The 25,749-nt window shown below is 58.8% G+C and carries 20 protein-coding genes; 12 read left to right on the top strand and 8 right to left on the bottom strand.

Annotated elements, in window-relative coordinates; all coding sequences use genetic code 11:
- Nucleotides 1-56: 56 nt before the first annotated feature.
- The 3 genes from JLC71_RS06025 (at nucleotide 57) to JLC71_RS06035 (ending at nucleotide 4,686) form a co-directional block, all read left to right on the top strand.
- The gene (locus JLC71_RS06025) at nucleotides 57-1,544 is read left to right on the top strand and encodes an MltF family protein (RefSeq protein ID WP_200917849.1); all 1,488 of its coding nucleotides are present in this window, start codon (nucleotides 57-59) and stop codon (nucleotides 1,542-1,544) included.
- A gap of 66 nt (nucleotides 1,545-1,610) precedes the next feature.
- A complete protein-coding gene (locus JLC71_RS06030) occupies nucleotides 1,611-2,471 on the top strand; it encodes a mechanosensitive ion channel family protein (protein WP_200917850.1) in 861 nt (286 codons plus the stop codon).
- 256 nt (nucleotides 2,472-2,727) lie between these two features.
- Nucleotides 2,728-4,686: a DEAD/DEAH box helicase gene (locus tag JLC71_RS06035; protein ID WP_200917851.1), complete on the top strand. Its 1,959-nt coding sequence runs from the start codon at nucleotides 2,728-2,730 to the stop codon at nucleotides 4,684-4,686.
- Between the two features lie 92 nt (nucleotides 4,687-4,778).
- Here the strand turns inward: JLC71_RS06035 and mnmL are convergent, their stop codons facing one another.
- Nucleotides 4,779-5,735 carry a tRNA modification radical SAM protein MnmL/YtqA gene (gene mnmL, locus JLC71_RS06040; protein WP_200917852.1) on the bottom strand — a complete coding sequence of 319 codons (957 nt, stop codon included), beginning with the start codon at nucleotides 5,733-5,735 and terminating at the stop codon, nucleotides 4,779-4,781.
- Between the two features lie 227 nt (nucleotides 5,736-5,962).
- On the opposite strand from mnmL, the gene JLC71_RS06045 reads away from it, so the two are divergent.
- From JLC71_RS06045 to JLC71_RS06055, 3 genes are all read left to right on the top strand, one after another.
- Complete coding sequence (locus JLC71_RS06045; protein ID WP_200917853.1) at nucleotides 5,963-6,448, top strand: GNAT family N-acetyltransferase; 486 nt, start codon at nucleotides 5,963-5,965, stop codon at nucleotides 6,446-6,448.
- A gap of 70 nt (nucleotides 6,449-6,518) precedes the next feature.
- Nucleotides 6,519-7,706, top strand: coding sequence for a DUF2863 family protein (locus JLC71_RS06050; RefSeq protein WP_200917854.1), 1,188 nt, complete (start codon nucleotides 6,519-6,521; stop codon nucleotides 7,704-7,706).
- Nucleotides 7,678-7,836: a hypothetical protein gene (locus tag JLC71_RS06055; protein ID WP_200917855.1), complete on the top strand. Its 159-nt coding sequence runs from the start codon at nucleotides 7,678-7,680 to the stop codon at nucleotides 7,834-7,836. The genes JLC71_RS06050 and JLC71_RS06055 overlap by 29 nt, the downstream gene beginning before the upstream one ends.
- A gap of 106 nt (nucleotides 7,837-7,942) precedes the next feature.
- On the opposite strand, the gene JLC71_RS06060 is transcribed toward JLC71_RS06055, so the two are convergent.
- From JLC71_RS06060 to hemN, 6 genes are all read right to left on the bottom strand, one after another.
- Nucleotides 7,943-8,389, bottom strand: coding sequence for a hypothetical protein (locus JLC71_RS06060; protein ID WP_200917856.1), 447 nt, complete (start codon nucleotides 8,387-8,389; stop codon nucleotides 7,943-7,945).
- Between the two features lie 253 nt (nucleotides 8,390-8,642).
- Nucleotides 8,643-10,184 (bottom strand): SpoVR family protein, encoded by a 1,542-nt coding sequence (locus tag JLC71_RS06065; protein WP_200917857.1) that lies wholly within the window; start codon nucleotides 10,182-10,184, stop codon nucleotides 8,643-8,645.
- Nucleotides 10,185-11,462 carry a YeaH/YhbH family protein gene (locus JLC71_RS06070; protein ID WP_200917858.1) on the bottom strand — a complete coding sequence of 426 codons (1,278 nt, stop codon included), beginning with the start codon at nucleotides 11,460-11,462 and terminating at the stop codon, nucleotides 10,185-10,187.
- Nucleotides 11,463-11,592: 130 nt separating this feature from the next.
- Nucleotides 11,593-13,515, bottom strand: a complete 1,923-nt coding sequence (locus tag JLC71_RS06075) for a PrkA family serine protein kinase (RefSeq protein WP_200917859.1) — start codon at nucleotides 13,513-13,515, stop codon at nucleotides 11,593-11,595.
- Between the two features lie 206 nt (nucleotides 13,516-13,721).
- Nucleotides 13,722-14,381 carry a sulfite exporter TauE/SafE family protein gene (locus JLC71_RS06080; RefSeq protein WP_200917860.1) on the bottom strand — a complete coding sequence of 220 codons (660 nt, stop codon included), beginning with the start codon at nucleotides 14,379-14,381 and terminating at the stop codon, nucleotides 13,722-13,724.
- A gap of 21 nt (nucleotides 14,382-14,402) precedes the next feature.
- Nucleotides 14,403-15,788 (bottom strand): oxygen-independent coproporphyrinogen III oxidase, encoded by a 1,386-nt coding sequence (gene hemN, locus JLC71_RS06085; protein WP_200917861.1) that lies wholly within the window; start codon nucleotides 15,786-15,788, stop codon nucleotides 14,403-14,405.
- Nucleotides 15,789-15,943: 155 nt separating this feature from the next.
- Here hemN and fnr point away from each other — a divergent pair, with 155 nt between their 5' ends.
- Complete coding sequence (fnr, locus tag JLC71_RS06090; protein ID WP_200917862.1) at nucleotides 15,944-16,687, top strand: fumarate/nitrate reduction transcriptional regulator Fnr; 744 nt, start codon at nucleotides 15,944-15,946, stop codon at nucleotides 16,685-16,687.
- Between the two features lie 6 nt (nucleotides 16,688-16,693).
- The gene (locus JLC71_RS06095) at nucleotides 16,694-17,398 is read left to right on the top strand and encodes a hypothetical protein (RefSeq protein ID WP_200917863.1); all 705 of its coding nucleotides are present in this window, start codon (nucleotides 16,694-16,696) and stop codon (nucleotides 17,396-17,398) included.
- Nucleotides 17,399-17,486: 88 nt separating this feature from the next.
- Here JLC71_RS06095 and JLC71_RS06100 read toward each other — a convergent pair whose 3' ends face one another.
- Entirely contained in the window at nucleotides 17,487-18,026 is a 540-nt protein-coding gene (locus JLC71_RS06100; RefSeq protein WP_200917864.1) for a phasin family protein, read from the bottom strand.
- 197 nt (nucleotides 18,027-18,223) lie between these two features.
- On the opposite strand from JLC71_RS06100, the gene dnaE reads away from it, so the two are divergent.
- From dnaE to mltA, 4 genes are all read left to right on the top strand, one after another.
- Nucleotides 18,224-21,661, top strand: coding sequence for a DNA polymerase III subunit alpha (gene dnaE, locus JLC71_RS06105; RefSeq protein ID WP_200917865.1), 3,438 nt, complete (start codon nucleotides 18,224-18,226; stop codon nucleotides 21,659-21,661).
- Between the two features lie 197 nt (nucleotides 21,662-21,858).
- Nucleotides 21,859-24,129, top strand: a complete 2,271-nt coding sequence (locus tag JLC71_RS06110; protein ID WP_200917866.1) for an NADP-dependent malic enzyme — start codon at nucleotides 21,859-21,861, stop codon at nucleotides 24,127-24,129.
- Between the two features lie 63 nt (nucleotides 24,130-24,192).
- A complete protein-coding gene (locus tag JLC71_RS06115) occupies nucleotides 24,193-24,444 on the top strand; it encodes a PhaM family polyhydroxyalkanoate granule multifunctional regulatory protein (RefSeq protein WP_200917867.1) in 252 nt (83 codons plus the stop codon).
- A 155-nt stretch (nucleotides 24,445-24,599) separates the two neighbouring features.
- Nucleotides 24,600-25,649 carry a murein transglycosylase A gene (mltA, locus tag JLC71_RS06120; RefSeq protein ID WP_236251005.1) on the top strand — a complete coding sequence of 350 codons (1,050 nt, stop codon included), beginning with the start codon at nucleotides 24,600-24,602 and terminating at the stop codon, nucleotides 25,647-25,649.
- Nucleotides 25,650-25,749 lie beyond the last annotated feature (100 nt).

Raw genomic sequence — 25,749 nt, forward strand, 5'->3', positions numbered from 1 at the left:
TAAGCATCCACAGGGGGGACAACGCACCGTCTACACGCCGGCGCCGAGGAATAACCATGCCCTGTGCCCTGTTCAAATCGTTCGTCGCGAGCCTGATGCTCAGCCTGAGCATCTGCCAGACATTCGCCGCGCCACCCGTACCAACGAATGCTTCGGCCGTTGCGCCGGGACGGATCTACGGCGAATTGCCCTACCAGAATCCGCTTTACACCGGCGACCTCGACGGCATGCTCAAGCGTCGGGTCATCCGGGTTCTGGTGACCCACTCCAAGACCCACTACTGGGTCGAAAATGGCCAGCAACGCGGCGCCAGCTTTGAGGCGCTCAAAGCCTACGAAGATGAACTCAACAAACGCCTCAAGACCGGCAACATCAAGGTATTTGTCGTGTTCGTCCCCACCCGGCGCGACCAGCTCATCCCGTCGCTACTGGCCGGACGCGGTGATATCGCGGCCGCAGCACTGACGATCACGCCCGAGCGACTCAAGCAGGTTGATTTCAGCGCGCCGACGATGCAGAACGTCAGCGAGATCGTCGTCACCGGACCATCCTCGCCCAAACTGGGCAAACTCGAAGACCTCGCCGGACAAACGCTGTACGTACGCAAATCATCGAGCTACTGGCAACACCTGCAGCAACTGAACCAGCGCTTTACCAAGGAAAAACGCCCGCTGATCACGCTCACCCCGGCGGCCGAGGAGCTTGAGGACGAAGACCTGCTGGAGATGCTCAACAGCGGCCTGCTCAAATTCGCAGTCGTCGACGACTACAAGGCCCAGCTGTGGGCGCGCGTACTGCCCAAACTGCAGCTGCACCCCGACCTGGCCGTCAACCGCCAAGGCCAGATCGCACTGATGATCCGCAAGAACAGCCCTCAACTGAAAGCCGACCTTGATGCGTTCATCAAAACGCATGCGCGAGGGACGACGTTCGGCAACACCATCTACAAACGCTATTTCGGCGAGCAGAATTTCGTCAAGAACGCGCTGCAGACCACCGACCTGAGCCGCTTCGAGGCGACCAAAGCCCTCTTCCGCACCTACAGCGGCCGGTACCATATGGATTACCTGCTGATGATGGCGCAGGGCTATCAGGAATCCCGCCTCGACCAACAGGCGCGCAGCCATGTCGGCGCCATCGGCGTGATGCAGCTGATGCCGGCGACCGGCAAGGAGATGAAAGTCGGCGATGTACGCCAGCTCGAACCCAACGTGCATGCAGGGGTGAAATACATCCGCTTCATGATCGACCAGTACTACGCCAAGGAGCCGATGAACACGCTCAACAAGGGTCTGTTCGCCTTCGCCTCGTACAACGCCGGCGCCGGGCGCATCCAGCAGCTGCGCGCCGAAGCACGCAAACGCGGGCTCGACCCGAACAAGTGGTTCAACAATGTTGAAGTGGTCGCCGCGGAAAAGATCGGCCCGGAAACCGTCACCTATGTCAGCAACATCTTCAAGTACTACATCGCCTACACGCTACTGACGAAGGCCGAACAGGACCGGGCGGCCGCAAAGAAGGGCATGAGCGCGCCCAAACGTTAATGGTGCGCGTCGCCTGTACCGATCCGGACTGCTAGACTGGGGCGCCCGCATAACCTACGCCGCCCCATGCAGATCGCCGACTGGCTCCCTACCTTTATCGACCGCGTATTCATCCGCGATGCCGCCGTTTCGCTGATTTTCATCATGACGCTGCTGCTGGTTCGCACGCTGGTACGGCGAGCCATTCTTGGCCGCCGGGACATGAGCGCCGAACTGAAGCGCCGTTGGCTGGTGACCCTGCGCAATACCATATTGGTGATTTTTGTCCTGGCAATGGCGCTGATCTGGGCCAACGAGATCGAAACGCTGGCGGTCTCGCTGGTGGCGATCGCCGCAGCCATCGTGCTCGCCACCAAGGAGATGATTCTTTGCGGCATGGGATCGATCTACCGCACCAGCAGCAATGCCTACAGCGTGGGGGATCGAATCGAGATCAGCGGCTTGCGTGGCCTCGTGATCGATACCAATCTGCTGTGCACCACCATTCACGAATCGAGCCAGGTGCAGGCACACAAAGGTACCGTCGGCCGGGCGGTCACCTTTCCCAACAGCCTGCTGTTGTCGCAACCGCTATACAACGAAACGGCGCTGGGCCAGTACGTCATCCAGACCATCCACATATCGATCGATCGCGAAGCCGACTGGCAACGCGCCGAAACACTCTTGCTGAACTGCGCCTTCGACATCGTCGCCGACTATGCCGACGACCTGAAGCAGCACGCCCGGCAACTGGAGCGCAGCTACGCACTGGAATCGCCGACACTAGAGCCGCGCTTGCGCATCTCGCTTGAAGAACGTGAGGACATTACCCTGCACCTGCAGTTGCCCGTTCCGCTAGGGCAGCGCGCCATCATCGAGCAGCGCCTGCTGCGCGAGTTACTCTCGGGTCTGTATGGCGAAGCCGGAAAAATCAACGTTAAATCATAAACTTGTTGCCATCCCGAAAAGGATCTGGCATAGTTCAGCCCATATCGACGGCCCGCGCACTGCGCGGGTTCGTTTTTTGCATTGCCCCTGACCTTTCATTCCGGTTCCTTTTGCGTTCGCGGTTCATTCTGGTTAGCGGCTATGTTTTTCGCCGTGACCAGGCCAATGGACTCGAATCGCCTGCCCGCTACTTTGCGGGCCTGGGTTTCGTCGTCTTGTCCGCCCAAGAACGGCTTCACCCTGCAAGGAAGTCGCAATGAACACCCAAGATCAAAATACCTCTATTCTCGATAGCGTTGTAGACGCTGCCCTTGACGCGCCTGTTGCTATCGAAGCAGTCATCGTTGAGGCCGCTGAGGCAACCATCGAAGCACCTGTTGCCGCCGCAACCGAAGCTGCCGCCGCACCGTCGAACTCTTTCGAAGCACTCGGCCTGTCCATCGACATCGTTCGCGATCTGGCCCAAGGCGGCCTGCTCGAACCGACCGCGATTCAGGCTCAAGCCATTCCGCAAATTCTCGCTGGTAACGACCTGCTGGCCTCGGCCCAGACCGGTACCGGCAAGACCGCAGCTTTCCTGCTGCCGGCCATCCACATGCTGGGCATGGCGCCGAAGCATCACAGCCGTGGCCCGCGCGTTCTGGTCCTGACCCCGACCCGCGAACTGGCCGAACAGGTTGCCAAGGTGGCCACCCAGTTCACCCGCCGCATTCCGCGTTGCAAGGTTGTCTGCATCGTGGGCGGCACACCGTACCCGATCCAGCACAAGCAGCTGTCGCAGCCGGTTGAAGTGGTTGTCGCTACCCCGGGCCGCCTGATGGACCTGATGCGCAGCGGCCGTATTGATTTCCGCCGCCTTGAACTGCTGGTGCTGGACGAAGCCGACCGCATGCTCGACATGGGCTTTATCGACGACATCGAAGCCATCGTTGCCGATCTGCCGGCCGAACGCCAGACCGCATTGTTCTCGGCCACGCTGTCGGACACCGTCCAACGCTTTGCCGCACCAATGATGAAAGATCCGGTTCTGGTCGAACTGGCACCTACCGGCTCGCCGACCGCGAACATCGCCCAAGCGATCCATTACGCCGACGGTTACGACCACAAGCTCAAGCTGACCGCAGCCATGATCAATGGCGCCGGCACGACCCAAAGTATCGTGTTTACCGCCACCAAGGTTGACGCCGACAGCGTTGCCGACTGGCTGCGCATGGAAAGCATCCGTGCTGACGCACTGCACGGCGATCTGCCGCAGCGTATGCGCCGCAAGGTGCTGGACAAGCTGCGCCGCGGTGAAATCGACGTGATCGTTGCCACCGACGTGGCCGCTCGCGGCATCGACGTCGCCGGCATCGGTCTGGTGCTGAACTTCGACCTGCCGAAGTTTGCCGAAGACTACGTTCACCGTATCGGTCGTACCGGCCGTGCCGGTCGCGAAGGCCGCGCTGTGTCGCTGGTCGGCAAAAACGACTTCCATCTGCTGACCAAGATTCGTCGCCGCTATGAAATCGAAGTTGAAACCCTGGCCATGGAAGGCCTGGAAGCCAACTTCAACCCGGCCAATCGCAGCGCACCGCGCGGTGACAGCCGTGGCCGTCCGCAAGGTGGCCGTGGCGGCTACGGCGGTGGCAATGGTGGTGGCAACTTCCGTCGTGAAGGCGGTGGTGGCTACGCTGGCAACCGTGATCGCAACGCCGGCAACGGTGGCGGCGAACGCAGCTACGCCGACCGTGCTCCGCGTGAAGAACGTCGCGCATTTGGCGATGCGCCGGCAGCCGCACCGCGTCAGGAACGCAGCTTTGGCGGCGAACAACGCAGCTTCAGCAAGCCGCAAGGCGAGCGCAGCTACGGTGATCGCAACGACCGCGCTCCGCGCCGTGATTTCGGTGGCGCGCCGCAAGAGCGTCGCAGCTATGGCGACCGTAGCGACCGCCCAGCAGCGCCGCGTGGCGACTTCGGTGGCGCACCGCGCCAGGAACGTAGCTATAGCGACCGTCCGGCAGCACCGCGTGGCGAGTTTGGCGCGCCGCAAGAACGTCGCAGCTATGGCGACCGTAACGACCGCGCGCCGCGTGGCGAATTCGGTGCACCGCAAGAGCGCAGCGAGCGTTCGTACGGCGACCGTGGCGGCTTCGGCGGCAACAAGCCGGCTGGCAAGCCGCGCAGTGATCGTCCGGCTGGCAAGTCGTTTGATCGCCCGCGTCGTCCGGACTAATAATCCGCACGCAGCATGAAAAAGCCCGGCATTGCGCCGGGCTTTTTTTCGTCTGTCGGCAGTGACTTGCCAGCGATACGGTACATCAGCGCTCAGGCAACCCGATACAAACGCCCCTGCCAAGTCTCGCGCTCAAGCATTCTGGCCGCCACGTTTTGCTGCAATACCGACAGCGGCATTGCCTCGGCAGGCGCCAAACGCAACCGCGCCGGCACTTCGCTGCCAATACGCTGGATGGCAATATCGGGCGATAGCCGCTCCAGAAAGTCGATTACCAGCTCGATATAGTCGGCTGGACTGAACAAGGGCACCGCGGCCGAATTGCGCCGCCACTGGCTCGCCAGCGCCGTCCCACGGATCAGCTGCAACTGGTGCAGCTTGAGCGACGCCAGCGGCAACGCCGACAGCAATGCCGCCGCCTGCAGTTGGTCAGCACGACTCTCGCCCGGCAAACCAAACAACAAATGCCCGGTGACCGGCAAGCCATGCGCCGCAACGCGCCGAATGGCATCGGCACTGGTGGCAAAGTCGTGGCCGCGATTGACCCGCGCCAACACCGCGTCGTCGCACGATTCGATGCCAATCTCGACCTCAAGTGGAAAATCCTTCGCCAACGCGCTCAGATACGCAAGCAAGGACTCGGGCAAGCAATCCGGCCGGGTACCGATCACCAGACCATCGATATCCGGATGCGAGAGCGCCAGCTCATACTGCGATTTGAGCTGCTCCAGCTCGCCATAGGTATTGGTATAGGCCTGAAAATAGGCAAAGAAGTGCCGGGTCTGCGGATAGCGCCGCCGCAAGCGGCCGATGCCTTCATCCAGTTGCTCGGTCAGCCCCAGTGGCCTTTGCAGATAAGCGGGGGTGAAGCCGGCGTTATTGCAAAAGGTGCAGCCACGCCGCCCCAATGTGCCATCGCGATTGGGACAGGTGAAGCCGGCATTCAGCGAGACCTTTTGCACCCGCCCGCCGTAGCGCTGTGTCAGCAGATCGTGGTAACGGAAATAACGATGCGCACCGAAGTGCGGCGGAAGGACGGGCAAGTTCATTACCAGAGCATGAATAGTTTGCCGGATGCTCGCCTTGATGCGCGGCAAGCCGATCGGCATTGGCCATCAACCGCACGTACCTCAAGCCAAACCGAACAACAACGGCAGCGCGGCACGCAGGCGCAGACAGGCGCTCACCGATCCACGGCAAAACCGGTAGTTTGGCGCGTTGCCGCAAGCCCCCTCAATCGTTACCCTCAAAGCATTGCAGATTTGATCACACCGCCATGCCCACCCCGATTCATCTCAGCCTGCTCACCCCCGCCATGCTGGATCATGTTCTAGCGATTCAGTCTGCTTGCTACCCGCAGCATTACAACGAAACGCGCGAGGTTTTTGCCCGCAAGCTGGCGCTATGCGCCGATTCGCACTGGCTCGCCTGGCAGGGAAGCGAGCCGGTCGGCTATTTCTTCACCCACCCGTGGCACGGGGATACGCCGCCGATGCTCGGCCATGAGCTGACGGCCTTGCCGGCAAGCGCGGATTGCCATTACCTGCACGATCTGGCGATTCTGCCGACGGCACGTGGCCTAGGCGTAGCTCAGACACTCGTCGGCGCCGCGCTCGACTGGGGGCGTGCCCAGCATTTTTCACGAACGCTACTCGTCGCGGTGCAAGGCTCGGCACCGTTCTGGGCACGCTATGGCTTTGCGCCGCTCGGCCCAGCCGAAGGTTATGGCGAAGGTGCCACGCTGATGCGGCGCAATGCATGATGCAAGGTGCGCAGCCGATGCACCGAATCCGCTAAAATGGTGGATTGGAATCGAGATGGAGCCTAAAGGCATGTTGAAGCGTTATCGCCCTTCGCGGCGCGGCCGTTCCCCGGCCGACGCAGCCGATTTGCTGCGCCTGGCCGATGGCCTGGCGCACGCGACCAGCCGCCTTGAAGACGTCTTCTGGGAAAACCAACTGACCGAGCACTTGCAGCGACTGATTGCCGACAGTGAAGAAGATGCACTCAATCAGGCGCTCGACGCCGCCAGTGACGATGAACAAGGCGAAACCTATAACGTCCTCGCCGATGCGATCGAAGCCGCTTGCGAAGCGCAGCAAATCGAACGCGATGGCGTCGCCTGGGATGTATTGTTGTTCGCCGCACCGGCACTTGCATGGTCACGCTGGCAGATTGGCGCCGGCCATCTGGCCGATGCGCAGCTTCAGGATCTGCGCGTTCAGCTCGGCGCGCATGTATTCTCGCGCAGCGCCAAAATCGCCCTGACCGATTACCTGTTCAGCCCGGATCAGCTACCACGCGGCTATGTGCCCACAGCCGAACTGGCACTCGCACTCGGTGAGGCTGCATTCAACCGTGAAGTGCTGCGACTGGATACCACCCAGCTACCCGAAACCAAGCAATTCCTTTCCGATACCCGTTACCTGATCGGTGCCGTCGTGGTACCCGCCGGGGCGGCGATCTTCCGCTGGCAAGAGGACGACGGCAACCGTGCGGAAGCACTGAAGCAATGGCAGCAACAAGGCGGTGCCGCACTGAAACCGGTGCTGGCCGGCGCCGCATTCGAATTGCTGCTACCCGGGGCGTACCACATGGCCTGGCGCAACGCCGATCATGCCTCGCGGGCCTATTCGCTGCGCGCCACCCTTGCCTACCTGGTGCTCACCCTCAACCTGGAGCCAAAATACTTTCAGGCCAGCATCGGCCCGTTCAGCGGCCGGCAGCTGGAAGAATATCGCATCGGATTCAGTAAGCTGGGCGAAGACCAGATCCTGCACGGCATCATCTGGCCCCTGCTCGACGGCGAAGACGAAACCACCGACTGCGTCGGCGAAATCGAAAAGCTGCTCGTGGAACTGGGTATTGGCGATGTCCGAGTACACGAGCACAACTTCCCGCTCGACTACTGCGACGATTGCGGCACACCGCTCTATCCGAATGCCGACGGTGAACTGCTGCATCCCGAAGTCCCCGAGGAGGTCGAGCAAGATGGCGGCGCACCACAGCAGCTACATTAAAAACCGCTGGCGGCATTACGCTGCGGTGCTGGTTTTGCTGGCGCTGAGCGCTTGTGCCAACGTCAACGGTAACGGACCGGAAACCACCGTTTCCGGCAACATCGACGTCGGTATAGGCATTCAGCGCTAGCCCGCTTCCTGCCAGAACAAACGGCGCATCCTCAGATGCGCCGTTTTGTCGTTTTCTGGCGACTCACCGTTGCCAGTCATTCGCCGAGCCCGATTCCAGCATGGATCTAGGCATTCGCCTTGAGCATCTGCGTATGCGATGGCGAGAGGTAAGCCAGCACGGTTCTCACCCGCTGCGGCCCCAGAATCAGCGACACCATTTGTGCCGTAATCGAGCGCTGATCCTGCGGATCACACGCGACACTGGCGGCCTTCACCCAGCATTCACACCCGCTAACCAGACCATCCGGGGCAATCGTCACGGTATTTGCCCCCAGCTTGCACCACCCGGCACTACCCGCAACCTGGATATGGTCAACATCCATCAGGTTCGACGTCGTTATCCCCGCAGCAATGCGATAAAAATCATGTTCACCATCCCAAGCATTCACCACTGCAGCACTCTGGTTGATGACTTTTCCATTGAACGGCCATGCGGTATACATCGCGCTTGCATGACCGGCAAAAAGAAGAAAAAACAGGGCAAACAGCGGAGAGAGGATGGCTTTTTTCATGGATGGCAGACAAATGGGCAGAGACAATAAGCCAAGCTTCTAAGCAAATCTCGTTCCACCATAAAAATACGCAGTTACTTCAGCAAGTTACATCTAATTACACACACAAAAACACCGCCAACACCACCGTCGGCAGTGTTTGTGTCGCCATCAAGCGACAGCATTACGGCGATCACCGCCCGGACATCTATAGAGCCGTCGCCAATCAGCGACGAGCCATCCGCGTGGCAGCCAGCCAGCGTCCGCAGCACGCTCACTGCCCGTGCCGCTTTTCCACCTTGCACTCATAGCTCAATACCGTTTTTCCGGCATCATCTACGCTATCGAGCTTCACCGAGAACCCCCATAAACGCGCAATGTGTTTCAGCACCTCATGCACGCTATTGGCAAGCGGGCGTCGTTGAAACTGGTAGTGCCGCAACGTTAGCGCACGGTCACCGCGGGTATTTACATCGTAAATCTGAATGTCGGGCTCCCGGCTCGACAGATTGTACTGATCGGCCAGCGCCTGCCGAATATAGCGATAACCTTCATCGTCATGAATGGCCGACACCCTGAGCTTCGGCTGATAATCGTCATCCATGATAGAGAAAAGCCGGAAATCGCGAATCAGCTTGGGCGAGAGGTACTGGGCAATGAAACTCTCATCCTTGAAGTTGCGCATGGCAAAATCGAGTGAGCTGCGCCAATCGCTGCCTGCAAGGTCAGGAAACCAGCGCACGTCTTCCTCGGTCGGTTCGGTGCAGATCCGTTGGATATCCCGATACATCGCAAAACCAAGGGCGTACGGATTGATGCCATTGAAATGTGGGCTATCAACACCCGGCTGCAATACGACGTTGGTATGGCTATGCAAAAATTCCAGCATCGCCGCTTCGGTAATCAAGCCATCGTCGTAAAGCCGATTCATCAGCGTGTAATGCCAGAACGTCGCCCAGCCTTCATTCATGACTTGGGTTTGGCGCTGTGGATAAAAATACTGGGCGATTTTACGAATAATGCGGACGATCTCGCGCTGCCAGGGCTCAAGCAGTGGCGCGAACTTCTCGATGAAATACAGAATGTTTTCTTGCGGCTCTTCAGGAAAGCGGCGCGGCGCGTCAACCCGTTCAACGCCCGCTCGCTGCGGCATGGTTCGCCACAGATCATTAACCTGGCTTTGTTGATAGTTTTCCCGCTCCGATTGCCTCGCCAACTCCTTCTCAAGCGATAGCTTCTGCGGTCGCTTGTAGCGATCGACACCATAATTCATCAACGCATGGCAAGAGTCGAGCAGTTCTTCAACCTGCTCCTCTCCATATTTTTCCTCGCACTGAGAAATGAATTTTTTGGCAAACACCAGATAATCGATAATTGCGGCTGCATCGGTCCAGGTTCGGAACAGATAATTGCCTTTGAAGAATGAATTATGCCCAAAACTGGCGTGGGCGATGACGAGTGCCTGCATCGTCATCGTATTCTCTTCCATCAAGTATGCAATGCAGGGATTTGAATTAATAACAATCTCATAAGCCAAACCCATTGCACCACGCTGATAATGCTTTTGCGTTGACAGGAAATGTTTTCCAAAGCTCCAATGGTTGTACATCACCGGCATGCCGACAGAAGCATAGGCATCCATCATTTGTTCAGCCGAAATAATCTCAAGCTGATTCGGATAGGTATCCAGACCAAATTCGGCGGCAATACGCGCAATTTCGTCGTAATACTGATTAATCAGATCGAAAGTCCACTCCGACCCGGTAGAAATCGGCACCCTTCTGGTTTTGCGACGTGTTTTGGTTGCGGTGCTCATTCAGCCTCCCGCATGCGTAGATGTTTTCTTGAAAAGATCATGGAAAACCGGCCAGATTTCCGCAGCCGTCTTGATCCGTCTCATTGCGAATTGCTTGTGATGTTGGGCAACCATTTCATACTCGAACCACAAATTCTGTGGTTCGCCCTCGGTGATTTCCACATAAGCATAATACTGAACCAGGGGCAACAATTCATCACTCAAAATCGCCCGGCACTGTGGCGAATCAGAATCCCAATTATCGCCGTCCGAAGCTTGCGCCACATAGACATTCCAGTCAGCTGATGTGTAGCGCTGCTCGATGATTTTTTTCACCATTTTCAATGCCGATGACACCACGGTGCCTCCCGTATCACGGGCATGAAAAAACTCATCTTCATTGACTTCGAAAGCTTGCGTATGGTGGCGAATAAACACGACTTCGATTCGTTCATAAACTCGGAGAAGGAACAAGTACAAGAGAATGAAAAATCGTTTGGCCACATCCTTTTTGTACTCGTCCATTGAACCAGATACATCCATCACACAAAACATGACGGCTTGAGTGGTTGGGCTCGGAACACGCACACGATTGGTATAACGCAAATCAAACGGATCGATAAAGGGAATCTTCATCAGCCTGTTTTTCAGCAACCGTATCTCTGCCTGCAGCGTGTGCACTTCCAGCGAATGCTCATCCTGGCTTTCAAGCATTTCATCCAGCTGCTCCTGTGCCGCGTTGAGCTCATCAAGTGGCGTCGCCGACAGCGCAATCCGCCGCCCCAATGCCGACCGCAGGCTGCGCAGCACGTGAATATTCGTCGGCGTGCCATCACTGGTGAAGCCGGCACGAACCGGCTTCATGATGATCGTCTGCTGAAGCTGGGTTTTGATTAGGTTGGGTAATTCAAGATCATCAAAGAAAAAATTAAGAAACTCTTCTTTGGTCAACTCGAACACGAAATCGTCTTCGCCATCACCGCCCTGCCCCGCCCCACCTCGCCCATTACCAGCGCCACCTCCTTCAGGACGATCGAGCTCATCTCCTTTGATGTACTCCTGATTGCCCGGAAATACACGCTCCCATACGCCGCCGTGAGCATGGCCTAGCGTCGGTTCACCGGTATCACGCACCGGGATCGAGACTTTCTCGCCGTGCTCGATATCGGTAATCGAACGGTCTTTGACGGCCTTGGCAACGGCCCCCTTGATCTGTGACTTGAAACGCCGCAAGAACCTGTCCCGGTTTACCGCGGATTTATTCTTGCCATTCAAGCGTCGATCGATCAGTTGAAACATGGCAATCCCCAGTGAGGCGCGAGGGTGAGGCGAAGGTGTCTGGCGGGTTTCTGGCTTGCCTTATGCGACAAGCACTTTCCGGCTTTCCCGGATATTGGTGCCCAACACCCCACGTCCTACCCTCACTGGTTCACGATGACTTTCTGACTCGCAGATACCACTCGCACAGTAAACGTACCTGTTTGGGGGTGTAGCCCTTGGTCACCATCCGGTTGACGAAGTCCTCGTGCTTGCGATGCTCTTCCGCACTGGCCTTGGCGTTGAACGAAATCACCGGCAACAGCTCCTCGGTATTCGAGAACATCTTTTTCTCGATCACGGTGCGTAGCTTTTCATAACTCGTCCAAGCAGGATTTTTTCCCGCGTTACTGGCACGTGCCCGCAGAACAAAGTTCACGATTTCATTACGGAAATCCTTCGGATTAGAAATACCGGCTGGCTTCTCGATCTTCTCCAGCTCGTTATTAAGCGAATTTCGATCAAACGATTCACCCGTATCCGGATCTCGATACTCCTGATCCTGAATCCAGTAATCGGCAAAAGTTACATAGCGATCAAAAATATTCTGGCCATACTCGGAATAACTTTCCAGATAGGCCGTCTGGATTTCTTTGCCGATAAATTCAACATATTTCGGTGCCAAAAACTCCTTGATATAGGAAATGTACTTTTGCTCGGTTTCCGGCGCAAACTGTTCGCGCTCGATTTGCTGCTCCAGCACATACAACAAGTGCACAGGGTTCGCAGCGACTTCCTGATGATCAAAGTTGAATACCTTGGAGAGAATCTTGAAGGCAAACCGGGTGGAAAGCCCATTCATCCCTTCATCAACACCGGCAAAATCCCGATATTCCTGTATTGATTTGGCCTTGGGGTCTATATCCTTGAGATTCTCGCCATCGTAAACCAGCATTTTCGAAAATGAATTGGAGTTCTCCGGCTCTTTCAATCGCGACAATACCGAAAACTGCGACATCATTTTCAGCGTCCCGGGAGCGCAGGGTGCGTGTGCCAGCGACGAATTGCGTAGCAGCTTCTCGTAAATTTGCGTTTCTTCGGTCACCCGTAGGCAATACGGCACCTTGACGATATAGATCCGGTCAAGAAAAGCCTCATTATTGCGGTTGTTTTTGAACTGCTTCCACTCAGACTCATTCGAGTGCGCAAGAATGATGCCTTCAAACGGAATCGCCCCAAAGCCTTCCGTGCCTTTGAAATTACCCTCCTGCGTCGCAGTCAGCAAAGGGTGTAGCACCTTGATCGGCGCCTTGAACATTTCAACGAATTCCAACAAGCCCTGATTCGCCAGGCACAGCCCACCCGAATAGCTGTATGCATCCGGGTCATCCTGTGCGTATTTTTCCAGCTTGCGGATATCCACCTTGCCAACGAGCGAGGAAATATCCTGATTATTTTCATCACCCGGCTCGGTTTTGGCGATGGCGATTTGCTTTAGCACCGAAGGATAGCGCTTTACAACACGAAATTGATTGATATCCCCATTGAATTCTTGCAAACGTTTTACCGCCCATGGACTGGGGATGGCCTTGATATAGCGGCGCGGGATACCATACTCTTCTTCCAGAATATGGCCGTCCTCATCACTATTGAAAAGGCCTAGCGGCGATTCATGCACCGGGCTGCCCTTGACGGTGTAAAACGGCACCTTCTCCATCAGTTCCTTGAGCTTTTCGGCAATCGAGCTTTTACCGCCCCCCACCGGGCCAAGCAAGTACAGAATTTGTTTCTTTTCCTCCAGGCCTTGCGCAGCATGGCGAAAATAGGCAACCACCTGTTCGATGATCTCTTCCATGCCATAGAATTCACGGAATGCCGGATATAGCCGTATTACCTTGTTTTGAAAAATACGGGATAGCCGTGAGTCTAGTCGGGTATCGACCATTTCGGGCTCGCCAATCGCCATCAACATCCGCTCTGAAGCGGTCGCGTAGGCTGATTTATCCTGTTTACATAGCTCTAGGTAGTCCCGCAGGCTGAGCTCTTCCTCGCGGGTGCGCTCGTAACGGGATGAGAAGTTGTCGAACACGTCCATGACACACCTCCGCGGGTGAGTTTCGGAATAGCCCTGGGATGAGTACAGCTTGGCGGGGCGGGCTTGGTTCCGTTATAGACGCCGTCCTTCACTTCGCAGCGAAGAGCACCCTTTCCTGCTGCTGAAGAGACAAGAAAAACAACAATAAATTCCATACAAATCAGTTGCTTGTTGAATTTTCTTGGCACGATCCGCCAACGCAACATTCAAGGCAGCAACGACGCAAGCTGCCAGATGCCCCAGGCAATGAAAGCACTGCCGATCAGGTTACGCATCCATCGATGTCGAAACACTCGCAGCAACGATTGGGTCATCGAACCGATCAAGAGCAGATTGGGCAAGGTTCCCAAACCGAAAGCCAGCATCGCCAGCATGCCCTTCAGCGGCGATGCGCTTGCCAGGGCAGAGATGCTCGCGGTGTACACCAGACCGCAAGGCAACCAGCCCCACAACAGCCCAACCCACAGCGTTTGTGACCAATGCCGAATCGGTAGAGCCCGGCGCAGCAAGGGCTGGATATGCCGCCACACGGGCACGCCAAGGCGCTCCAGCCGGGTCAGCCAGTTGGCCCAGCCGGCCAGATAAACCCCCAGCGCAATCAGCAGCAGCTGCGCCAGGATGAACAGCACCGTTTTCATCGCCTGCAATTGCAACAACACGCTGAATGAGCCGATGCCGCCCAGCAAGGCGCCGATCAAGGCATAACCGGCGATCCGTCCAGCGTTGAAGCCAAGGTGATAGGGCCAGCGATTCCCAGGCGGCAATTGCAGGCTGAATGCCGTCACGACCCCGCTGCACATGCCGAGGCAGTGACCGCCACCGAGCAGACCGGCAAGAAATAGCGCCAACAAGTTGTATTCGACCATGTTGCCGCCCCGGCAGAAAAATCAGATCAATTTGGAATAGCCCGCCGATGTCTCCGCAGTGCCCAGATAGTGATCGAAAACCATCGCAACCGAACGCACCAACAACCGCCCCCTCGGGGTAACGGCAATACGATGGCGATCGACCTTCACCAGACCGTCGACCTCCAGAGCGGCAAGCGTGCGCAATTCTTCCGCAAAGTACTCGGAAAAATCAATCAGGTAGGCAATTTCAAAAGGCTGGAACACCACCTCGAACTGACACATCAGCGACTGAATGATGGCGCGGCGCAGCAGATCATCGCGATTAAGCGCGATCCCGCGTTCCACCGGCAGGATGTGCGCATCCAGCGCCGCATAGTATTCATCCAGCGCCTTGTGATTCTGCACATACGACGGCCCGACCTTGCCGATGGCCGAAACGCCAAAGGCCATCAGATCACAATCGGCATGGGTCGAGTAGCCTTGAAAGTTGCGGTGCAGCCGGCCGTGGCGCTGCGCCACCGCGAGCTCATCGTCGGGCAGCGCAAAGTGATCCATACCGATGTAAAGGTAGCCGGCCGCCAGCAACTGCTCGATGCTCGCCTGCAGGATATCGAGCTTGACCTCGGCCGAAGGCAGATCATGGTCGTTGATCCGCCGTTGCGGCATGAATCGCGTCGGCATATGCGCGTAATTGTAGAGTGCAATACGCTCCGGCCGGATATCGATCACCCGCGCCAAGGTGTCATGCACACGAGTCGGCGTTTGCAGCGGCAGCCCGTAGATCAGGTCAAGATTGATCGAACGAAACCCGGATGCCCTCGCGGCATCGATGACCGCCCGGGTTTCTGCCTCGCTCTGCACCCGGTTTACTGCCTGCTGCACAGCGGGATCGAAATCCTGCACCCCGACACTCATCCGGTTCAGTCCCAGCCTTGCAAGCAACTGCACCGTCTGAACCGATACCTTGCGCGGATCGATTTCGATCGAGAACTCGCCCTGCGGCTCAAGTTCGAAACGAGCACGTATCGCCGTCATCAACCGTTCGAACTGCACATCCGAGAGGAAAGTCGGCGTGCCGCCGCCAAAATGCAATTGTTTGACGCGGGGCTTGTACGGCAGCACCGCACACTGCAGATCCATTTCTTGCTCAAGATAATCCAGATAGCGTTCGGCGCGGCTGCGATCCTTGGTAATGATCTTGTTACAGGCGCAGTAGTAGCAAATGGTGTCGCAGAACGGAATGTGAAAATACAGCGACAAGGGATGGGTGAGCGTTCCCGGTTGCAACTGCGCCAGTCGACCAAGATAATTCCCGGGCGCCATTGCGCCGAAACGGTCTGCAGTCGGGTACGATGTGTATCGCGGCCCCTTGCCGTCGTGCCGCTGGATCAGCGCACGGTCAAATTCGATTTGTTGATGTGTCATTGTGGGCGCCTGGTGGTATTTTGCTCGGTTGTGCTCTAACGCAAGCTTGCCGATAATCAACGTATGCAATCTTGATGGCGATCAATACCCAATTATCCGGCTAACGGTAATCGGTCAGCCCGCCGTCATTGCCCACCTACCAGCTGAGCGCCGCCATGCAACAAGCCCTTCAGTCTCGCGATATCACCTTCAAACAACTGCGCCAAGCCTGCTCGAACTGCAGCTTGCGCGAACTCTGCCTGCCCAATGAGTTGAGCGCTGAGGAAATGAAGCAAGTCGACGAACTGATCGGCCAGGGCAAGCCGATCAAGCGCGGCGAAGCGCTATACCGGGCCGGCGAACCTTTTCGTGCGCTGTACGCGGTTCGCGTCGGCTTCTTCAAGACCAGCGTGGTATCTGAAGATGGCCGTGAACAGGTCACCGGCTTTCACATGAGCGGCGAGCTGATGGGCATGGATGCCATCAGCGCCGATCATTACACCTGCGACGCCGTCGCCCTGGAAGACAGCGAAGTGTGCGAACTTCCCTTCGAAGAGATGGAAGCGCTGTCACGCAAGGTTCCGGTGCTGCAGCGCCATTTCTATCGGGTGATGAGTCGGGAAATCGTCCGCGATCACGGCGTCATGCTCTTGCTGGGCAATATGAAAGCCGAAGAACGCATCGCGGCCTTCCTGCTGAATCTGTCGCAACGGTTCCAGGTACGCGGGTATTCGTCGATGAGTTTTCACCTGCGCATGACGCGTGAGGAAATCGGCAGCTACCTTGGCCTAAAACTTGAAACAGTCAGCCGCACGCTGTCCAAGTTCCAGGATCAAGGCCTGATCAAGGTACAAAACCGGCTGATCGAATTGCACGACGTTGATGGGCTCAAACTGCTCGTCAACAACTGCCAAAGCTGATTGCCGGTGGCGCCTTCCATTCTGGTTCTGGCGCCGCCAACGCTGATCGACCTGCTCCGGGCCCGTACTGAAGAACGTTTCGCGGGCGGGATCAGCTGGTTTTCGCTCGCTGCGCCACCCGCATCCGCAGACCTGCACGCCGCCGGCGTGATCGTGCTGATCAACGTCAACCTCGATGATTTTTCACAATGGCGGTGCCGCCTTGGCGAACATGTGCCACTCGTGGATATGGTCGCGCATGGTGACCCGCAACAGGCACGGCAGCATGGCTGGATGATCGGCGCCGGCGGCCCGAGCGGTGCGGTTCAAGCGGCTACGCGACTACTTGATGCGCTATCACCATCAAGGCCTCGCGCCTGGCTGCATCTTGGCAATGCCAGTGCAGGGGCCTTTATCGCTGCCCTGTTGCAGCGATGGCAGCATCAATCGCTCGCCATTCTCGGCTGGCTCGGCGGCACGAGCAGTGCGCAATGGGCCTACGATCCAGCCATCTGGCAATGCCTCACCCAAAGCACGCTTAACCAGACGCGCGAGCATGCGGCACACTATCTCGGCTTGGTTGAAAACCTGCCGTTCGAGCCGGCTCATCCCATTCCCGCGCCACTGCAACAGGTCCTGCCCGATCAGCCTCATGGCCTCATGGCACCGGCGACGACACTGGCGCATATGCTGCTTAGTTTGCCAGCGGTTGCGCCGGCCGCGCCAAGCTGATTTCTGGATCGTCAAATAGAAAGAGCCGCCTCAAAAGGCGGCTCTTTTAGCAAGCGTTCTCGCGAACGCTACAACCACATCCGATCAATCAGGCAGTCGCCTTGCGAGCAGCAGCCTTGACGGTTTGTTCGGCACCGCTGGTCGTGGCTTCGACAAAGTCGCTAGCCAGCTTTTGCGTGGTCTTGGCAACGGCATCATAGGCATTGCTGGCGGTTTCAACCGCACTGCGCAGTGCGCTCACAGCCGCGCCGGTACCAGCCGGTGCATTCTGGATCGCGGTGTCGAGCGTACCCACCAGATCCTTGTTGAACGACAGCACTTGTTCTTCAACCAGCGCGCTCAGTTCGTGCTGCGTGGCGCTGGCCGCATCGAACACGGTGCGAGCAACGCTGATGGTTTTTTCGATCGACGGCTGCGCCAGTTGGCGTTGCAGATTCACCAGACCCTGCACATCCTTGACTTCGGACAGCGTCTTGGCGGTTTCGACGTTCTCGGCCAGCAGGTCACGGGCAATGCCGAGCTGCAGGTTAACGAGACGTTCGACACCACCCAGAGCGATCTGGCTCAGGCGCAGGGATTTTTCGAGGTTGGCTTGGTTGATTTCGGCAAACTTAGCGACGTTGAACATGGGTATTTCTCCTTTGTGCACTGCAACATTATGAGCCCATTCTGGTTAGCACTCCGGGACACGTCAAGTTCTTTTTTGTGCGCCGCACAAAAAAGATCGCACATCGCTCTCCACGCAGATGAAACGGCCACTTTTCCCGCCTGGCCTCTGCGCCGCAGACCGACGACCTCACCCCCACTGGATGCTAGAATGGCGCGATGAATCAGCCTGCCTTCATCCACCTCCGCCTGCACTCCGAGTTCTCCGTCACCGATGGCATCGTCCGCCTGGATGATGCGGTGAAACGCGCCAAATCATTGGGTATGCCCGCACTGGGCGTCTCGGACCTGATGAACCTGTTCGGTCTGGTCAAACATTACAAGGCCTGCCGTTCGGCCGGGATCAAACCCATCATCGGCCTGGATGCCTGGATGGAGAACGAGAACGACCGTGACAAACCCTCGCGCATTTTGCTGCTGGCGCGCAACCGCGAAGGCTACGGACGCCTGTGCGAGCTGCTGACGCGCGCCTATCGCGACAACCAGTACCGCGACCGCGCCGAACTGCGCAAGGAATGGCTGGCCGAGGGCGACAACACCGGCCTGCTGTGTTTGTCCGGCGCGCATCTGGGCGAAATCGGTCAGGCGCTACTCAACGGCAACTACGAAGCAGCCCAAGCTGCCGCGCAGTGGTGGGCGGCGCAATTTGCCGGCAACTTTTATCTGGAATTGCAGCGTAGCGGTCATGCCGATTGCGAGCCCTGCGTCCAGGGCCAGCTCGATCTGGCGTCCGACCTTGATCTACCGGTGGTGGCCACACACCCGATCCAGTTCATGGCACCCGATGATTTCAAGGCCCACGAGGCGCGAACCTGCATTGCCGAAGGCTATATGGTCGCCGACAAACGCCGGCCGAAAAACTTCACCGAAGAACAGTATTTCAAAAGCCCGGCCGAAATGGCCGAGCTGTTCGCCGATCTGCCCGCAGCGCTGGCCAATAGCGTCGCGATTGCCGAGCGGTGCAATCTCTCGGTCACGCTAGGCAAGAACTACCTGCCGGATTTCCCGACCCCGGACGGCATGACGCTGGATGATTATCTGGTGCATCTGGCCAAGGAAGGGCTCGAAGACCGGCTGACGCTGCTGTACCCGGATCAAGCCCAGCGCGATGCCGAGCGCCCCCGCTACCTTGACCGGCTCAAATTTGAAACCGACACCATCGTCCAGATGGGCTTTCCCGGCTACTTTCTCATCGTGGCCGACTTTATCGTCTGGGCGAAGCAAAACGGCTGCCCGGTCGGTCCGGGGCGGGGTTCGGGCGCCGGTTCGCTGGTCGCGTACTCGCTCGGCATTACCGACATCGACCCGACCGCGTACGCGCTGCTGTTCGAGCGTTTCCTGAACCCGGAACGGGTATCGATGCCCGACTTCGACATCGACTTCTGCCAGGACAACCGCTGGCGTGTGATCGAATACGTGCGCGAAAAATACGGCGCCGAAGCCGTCAGCCAGATCGCCACCTTCGGCACCATGGCCGCCAAGGCGGTGGTGCGCGACGTCGGCCGCGTGCTTGATCTGCCATATATGTTCTGCGACGGGCTGTCGAAAATGATTCCGGCCGCGCCGGGCAAGCATTTCAGTCTCGACGACGCGGTCGAAATGGTGCCGGAGCTGGCCGAGCGCGTTCGCAACGAGGATGAAGTCAAGGAGCTGTGGGAACTCGCGCTCAAGCTTGAAGGCATGACCCGCAATATCGGCATGCACGCCGGCGGCGTGTTGATCGCGCCGGGCCAGATCACCGACTTCTGCCCGGTGTATCAGGCCAGTGCGGTGGATGCGTCGCCGGTGTCGATGCTCGACAAGGACGATGTCGAATCAATCGGGCTGGTGAAATTCGACTTTCTGGGTCTGCGCAACCTGACGATCATCGAGCTGGCGCTGCAGTACATTGAACAGCAAACCGGCGAGCGCCCCGACCTGATGAGCCTGGGCTTTGAAGATCAGGCCGCGTATCAGGTCTTCCGCGACGCCAACACCACCGCGGTGTTCCAGGTTGAATCGGACGGAATGAAGCGGCTGCTGGAAAAACTGCAGCCCGACCGTTTCGAAGACATCATCGCCGTGCTGGCGCTGTATCGTCCGGGCCCGCTCGGTTCGGGCATGGTCGACACCTTCATCAACCGCAAGAAAGGTCTGGAGGTCCCCGACTACTTCCACCCCGATCTGGAGCGCTGCCTCGAACCGACCTACGGCGTGATCGTGTATCAAGAGCAGGTGATGCAGATCTCGCAGATCATCGGCGGTTACACGCTCGGCGGCGCCGACATGCTGCGGCGCGCCATGGGCAAGAAAAAGCCTGAGGAAATGGCCGAGCATCGCGAGAAAATCGCCGCCGGCGCCGCGACCAAGGGCTACGATCCGGCGCTGGCCGAAATGCTGTTCGACCTGATGGCCAAGTTCGCCGAGTACGGCTTCAACAAGTCGCACACCGCCGCCTATGCGGTGGTGTCGTACCACACCGCCTGGCTCAAGGCGCACTACCCGGCCGCCTTTATGGCGGCGACGATGAGTTCGGAACTCGACAACACCGATCAGCTGAAGATTTTCTACGACGATTGCGTCGAAAAGAACCGGCTGATCATGCTGCCGCCGGACGTGAACGAAAGCGTCTACCGCTTCGTACCGATGGGTAAGCAGCAGATTCGCTACGCGCTCGGTGCGATCAAGGGCGTAGGCCAGGGCGCGGTTGAGCAGATCATCACCGAGCGTACGGCCAACGGCCCGTTCAAGGATCTGTACGACTTCTGCCGCCGCACCGACAAGAAGGAAGTCAACAAGCGCGTGCTGGAAGCGCTGATCCGCGGCGGTGCGTTCGACGCGATCGACGATCACCGCGCCCGGCTGCTGGCCAATGTCGAGCAGGCGATGAAGCTCGCCGAAACCGAAGCGGCCAACGCCAACCAGTGTTCGTTGTTCGATGTGTTCGAGCCGGCCAACGTGCCCACGGTCGAACCGATCGAGGTGCCGCGCTGGGATGACAAGATCAAGCTGGCCGAGGAAAAAACCGCGCTTGGTCACTATCTCTCGGGGCATCCGTTCGATGCGCACGCCAGGGATCTGAATGGCCTGATCAAGACCCGGCTCGACCGGCTCGAACCCAAGCGCGACATCCAGTACCTCGCCGGTATCGTCGGCGGACTGCGGATCAAGAACGGCGATCGTGGCCGGATGGCGTTTTTGCAGCTCGACGATGGCAAGGCCCGAGTCGAGGTCGCACTGTACTCGGAAGTATTCGAAGCCCATCGCACCAAGCTCAAGGACGACACGCTGCTGGTGGTCGCCGGCAAGGTCAGCGAGGATCGTTTCTCCGGCGGCCTGCGCATCATCGCCGATGCGGTGATGGATGTCGCCGAGGCACGCAGCCACTTCGCCAAATCACTCAACCTGCTGATCAATGGCAATGCCGATCCTGCCCGGTTGTCGGCGCTCTTGGCAACGCACGGCGGTGGCGCTTGCGCGATCGAGATCGATTATCGCAGTAGCGGCGCGCGCTGCGCCTTGCGGCTCGGCATCAATTGGCGCGTGACGCTGCACGATGCCTTGATCGCCGAGTTGCAAAGCTGGTTGGGCAATGAGGCGGTAAAGATCCGCTTTTGATACGGCAACGGGCCGGACTGCAAAGTCCGGCCCGTGTCATTTAAACTTTCAAAAATGGTAAGCTCAGAGACTAAGCGTATCCCGCATCCGGCAAAACCCTAGCTTGCCATCGCATGTCGTCACGCCCAGCATCACAACATCGCTCACCGCCTCGAACAGACCGGAACGCTTGCGTATCCGGCACAACGGAGAAACACATGGACGAAGAACTCAAACGCAAAGCACTCGATTACCATCGCTATCCGAAGCCGGGCAAGATCCAGGTCGCACCGACCAAGGGGCTATCGAGCCAGCGTGAACTCGCCCTGGCCTACTCGCCGGGCGTGGCCTACGCCTGCATGGCGATCGTCGAAGATCCGGCCGAGGCGCGCAATATGACCGCGCGCGGCAACCTCGTTGCGGTGATCACCAACGGCACCGCCGTGCTCGGCCTTGGCGACATCGGCCCGCTGGCCGGCAAGCCGGTGATGGAAGGCAAGGGCGTGCTGTTCAAGAAGTTCGCCGGCATCGATGTGTTCGACATTGAAATCGAAGAGAAAGACCCGGAAAAACTGGTCGAGATCATCGCCTCGCTCGAACCGACCTTCGGCGGTATCAACCTTGAAGACATCAAGGCGCCCGAGTGCTTCTACGTCGAGCAGAAGCTGCGCGAGCGCATGAACATTCCGGTTTTCCACGACGACCAGCACGGCACGGCGATCATTGTCGGCGCGGCGGTCAAGAACGGTCTGAAACTGATCGGCAAGAAAATCGACGACGTGAAGCTGGTCGCCTCCGGCGCCGGCGCTGCTGCGATTGCCTGCCTTGACCTGCTGGTTTCGCTGGGCGTGAAGCGCGAGAACGTCTTCGTCTGTGATTCCAAGGGAGTGATCCATAGCGGCCGGATCAACCTCGATGAAACCAAACAGCGCTACGCTCGCGATACCGAACTGCGCACGCTGCAAGAAGTGATTGCCGGTGCCGACGTGTTCCTCGGCCTGTCCGGCCCCGGCGTGATGTCGCAGGACATGGCCAAGAGCATGGCCGACCATCCGCTGATCCTTGCCCTGTCGAACCCTGATCCGGAAATCTCGCCGCCCGACGTCAAGGCCGTGCGCCCGGACGCGATCGTCTGCACCGGCCGTTCGGACTACCCGAACCAGGTCAACAACGTGCTGTGCTTCCCGTTCATGTTCCGCGGCGCGCTCGACGTTGGCGCGACGACGATCACCGAGAGCATGAAGCACGCCGCGGTGAACGCGATTGCCGAACTGGCGATGGCCGAGCAGTCGGATGTGGTTGCCGATACCTATGCCGACGAAAACATCACCTTCGGCCCCGAGTACCTGATTCCCAAGCCATTCGACCCGCGCCTGATCATCAAGATCGCCCCGGCCGTCGCCCGTGCGGCGATGGAAGCCGGCGTGGCAACCCGCCCGATCGAAGACTTCGGCGTCTACATCGAAGAACTGACTCAGTTCGTCTACAAATCCAACCTCTTCATGCGCCCGGTCTTCTCGGCCGCCCGCAAGGCCAAGAAGCGCGTGGTGTTCTGCGAAGGCGAAGACCAACGCGTGCTGCACGCGGTGCAGGAAGTCATCGACCTCGGCCTGTGCTTCCCGATCGTGATCGGCCGTCCGAGCGTGATCGAAAGCCGGATCGAAAAACTCGGCCTACGCATTCGTCCCGGCGTCGATTTCGAGCTGTGCAACCAGGAAAACGATCCGCGCTATCGCGAATACTGGACGCTGTATCACTCGCTGATGATGCGCAAGGGTGTATCGGAAGAACTGGCGCAGGCCGAAGTCCGCAGCAAGACGACCTTGATCGGCGCGCTGATGGTCAAGCGCGGCGAAGCCGACGCGATGATCTGCGGTACGCACGGCCAGTACCATCGCCATCACTGGTATTTGCAGAACGTGCTCGGCCTGCAGGACGGTGCAACCACCACCGCGGCAATGAATGCGCTGCTGCTACCGACCGGCAACATCTTCATTTCCGATACCTATGTGAATCAGGAGCCCAACGCCGAGCAGCTGGCCGAGATCACTCTGATGGCCGCCGACACCGTGCGCAGCTTCGGCATCCAGCCGCAGGTCGCGCTGCTGTCGCATTCGAGCTTCGGCACGCTGAATACGCCGTCGGCGAAGAAGATGCGCCACACGCTCGAGCTGGTTCGCGCGCGCGCACCGGAGCTGGAAATCGACGGCGAGATGCATGGCGACACCGCACTCTCGACCGAGCTGCGCCAGCAGGTGTTCCCGCAATCGACGCTCAAGGGTGACGCCAATCTCCTGATCATGCCGAACCTGGACGCCGCGAACATCTCGTTCAACCTGTTGAAGATGACCGCCGGTGACGGCGTCACCATCGGCCCGATCCTGCTGGGGCTCGCCCAGCCGGCCCACATCCTGACGCCGACCGCCTCGGTGCGTCGTCTGGTGAACATGGCTGCACTTGCTGCGGTACAAGCAGCCGCAAAGGTCTAAAATCGGCAGCGGCCCCTCCCGGGGCCGCACCGTAAGCCCTACGGTGCCTTCTCGGAGTCCGCCATGAGTGAATCCCCGCAAGATCCGTTCGGTTTCTTCAAGCAGTTTCTGAATCCGGGCGCCACCCCCAACCCCTTCCTGCCTCCGCTGACCGAAGAAGAGATCGACCGCAAGATCGTCGAAATGCGCACGATCGAGCAATGGTTGAGCATGCAGGTCGGCATGTTGCAAATGACCGTCAAAACGCTGGAAATGCAGAAAGCCGGTCTACAAGCCTTCAAAAAGGGCATAGACCCCAAACCCGATACGCCCTGATGACCCGAATCCCAACACCCGCACTCCGGCTGCTCGGCACCGCAGCAGCCCTCCTTCTCGCCGCCTGCAGCACCGTCCCGCCACCGCCACCCAAAGCGGAGCCCGCCCCGACCGCGCCGGCACTTCCGGTAGTGGCCCCTCCCGTAGCGGCCGACATGGCGCCGTATCAGCCAGCAGGCTGGGCCGCACTCCCGGCCGTGAGCGATGCTGACTGGCTCGCCGGCTTTGCCGCCTGGCAGCGCGGCTGCTCGCGGTTGCAAAAACAGACCCGTTGGGCCGCGCTGTGCAGCGATGCCGCACGCGTGCCGAACGATGCCGGCAGTGTTCGCGCCTTCCTCACCACACGTTTCGTGCCGCTGATGTTGCGCAACGCCGACGGCAGCAGCCAGGGCCTGATCACCGGTTATTACGAGCCGGTCTACGCCGGCAGCCTGAGTCGCAGCAGCAAGACACCGGTGCCGGTTTACGGCCCGCCCAACGACATGATCACCGTCGCGCTCGACAGCGTTTATCCCGAACTCAAGGGCAAGCGCCTGCGCGGCCGGCTCGCTGGCAAGACGCTCAAGCCGTACTCGGATGCGGCCGAGATCAGCAAATTCGCCGCCAGCGGCAAGCTCGATGCGCCGGTACTTGCCTGGCTGCCAGATCCGATGGACCTGCAGTTTCTACAAGTCCAGGGTTCGGGCCGGGTCAAACTCGCCGACGGTCGTGAGCTGCGCCTTGGTTATGCCGATCAGAATGGCTGGCCATATCGTGCGATCGGCAAATGGCTGATCGAGCAGGGGCAACTCAAACCTGCCGACGTCAGCATGCAGTCGATCCGGGCCTGGGCACGCGCTAACCCGGCCAAGGTCGGCGCACTGCTGGCCAGCAACCCGAGTTATGTGTTCTTCCGCACGATGCCCGACAGCGACGAAGGCCCGATCGGCTCGTTCGGCGTGCCGCTTACGGCGGGCTACAGCCTCGCCGTCGACGTCAAGCATGTTCCGGCCGGTGCGCCGATGCTGATCGACACCACCCGCCCGGACGGCAGCACGCTGACCCGCCTCGCCGCCGCGCAAGACACCGGCGGCGCCATTCGTGGCCAGGTTCGTGCCGACTTTTTCTGGGGCAAGGGCGATGCCGCCGGTGAGCTCGCCGGCAAGATGAAGCAGCCTGGCAAGTTATGGCTGCTCTGGCCCAAGGGAGAGCCATTGCCTGAATAACGCCGGCAACTGAGTCCGGCCCGAGTCAGCCGCGCCGCTGCGGTTGACCCGGGCTAGTGCTTTCGGCAAGATACAAGGCCTTCCCAAGGCACAATCGACG

Source organism: Jeongeupia sp. HS-3, from assembly GCF_015140455.1.
GTDB lineage: Bacteria > Pseudomonadota > Gammaproteobacteria > Burkholderiales > Chitinibacteraceae > Jeongeupia.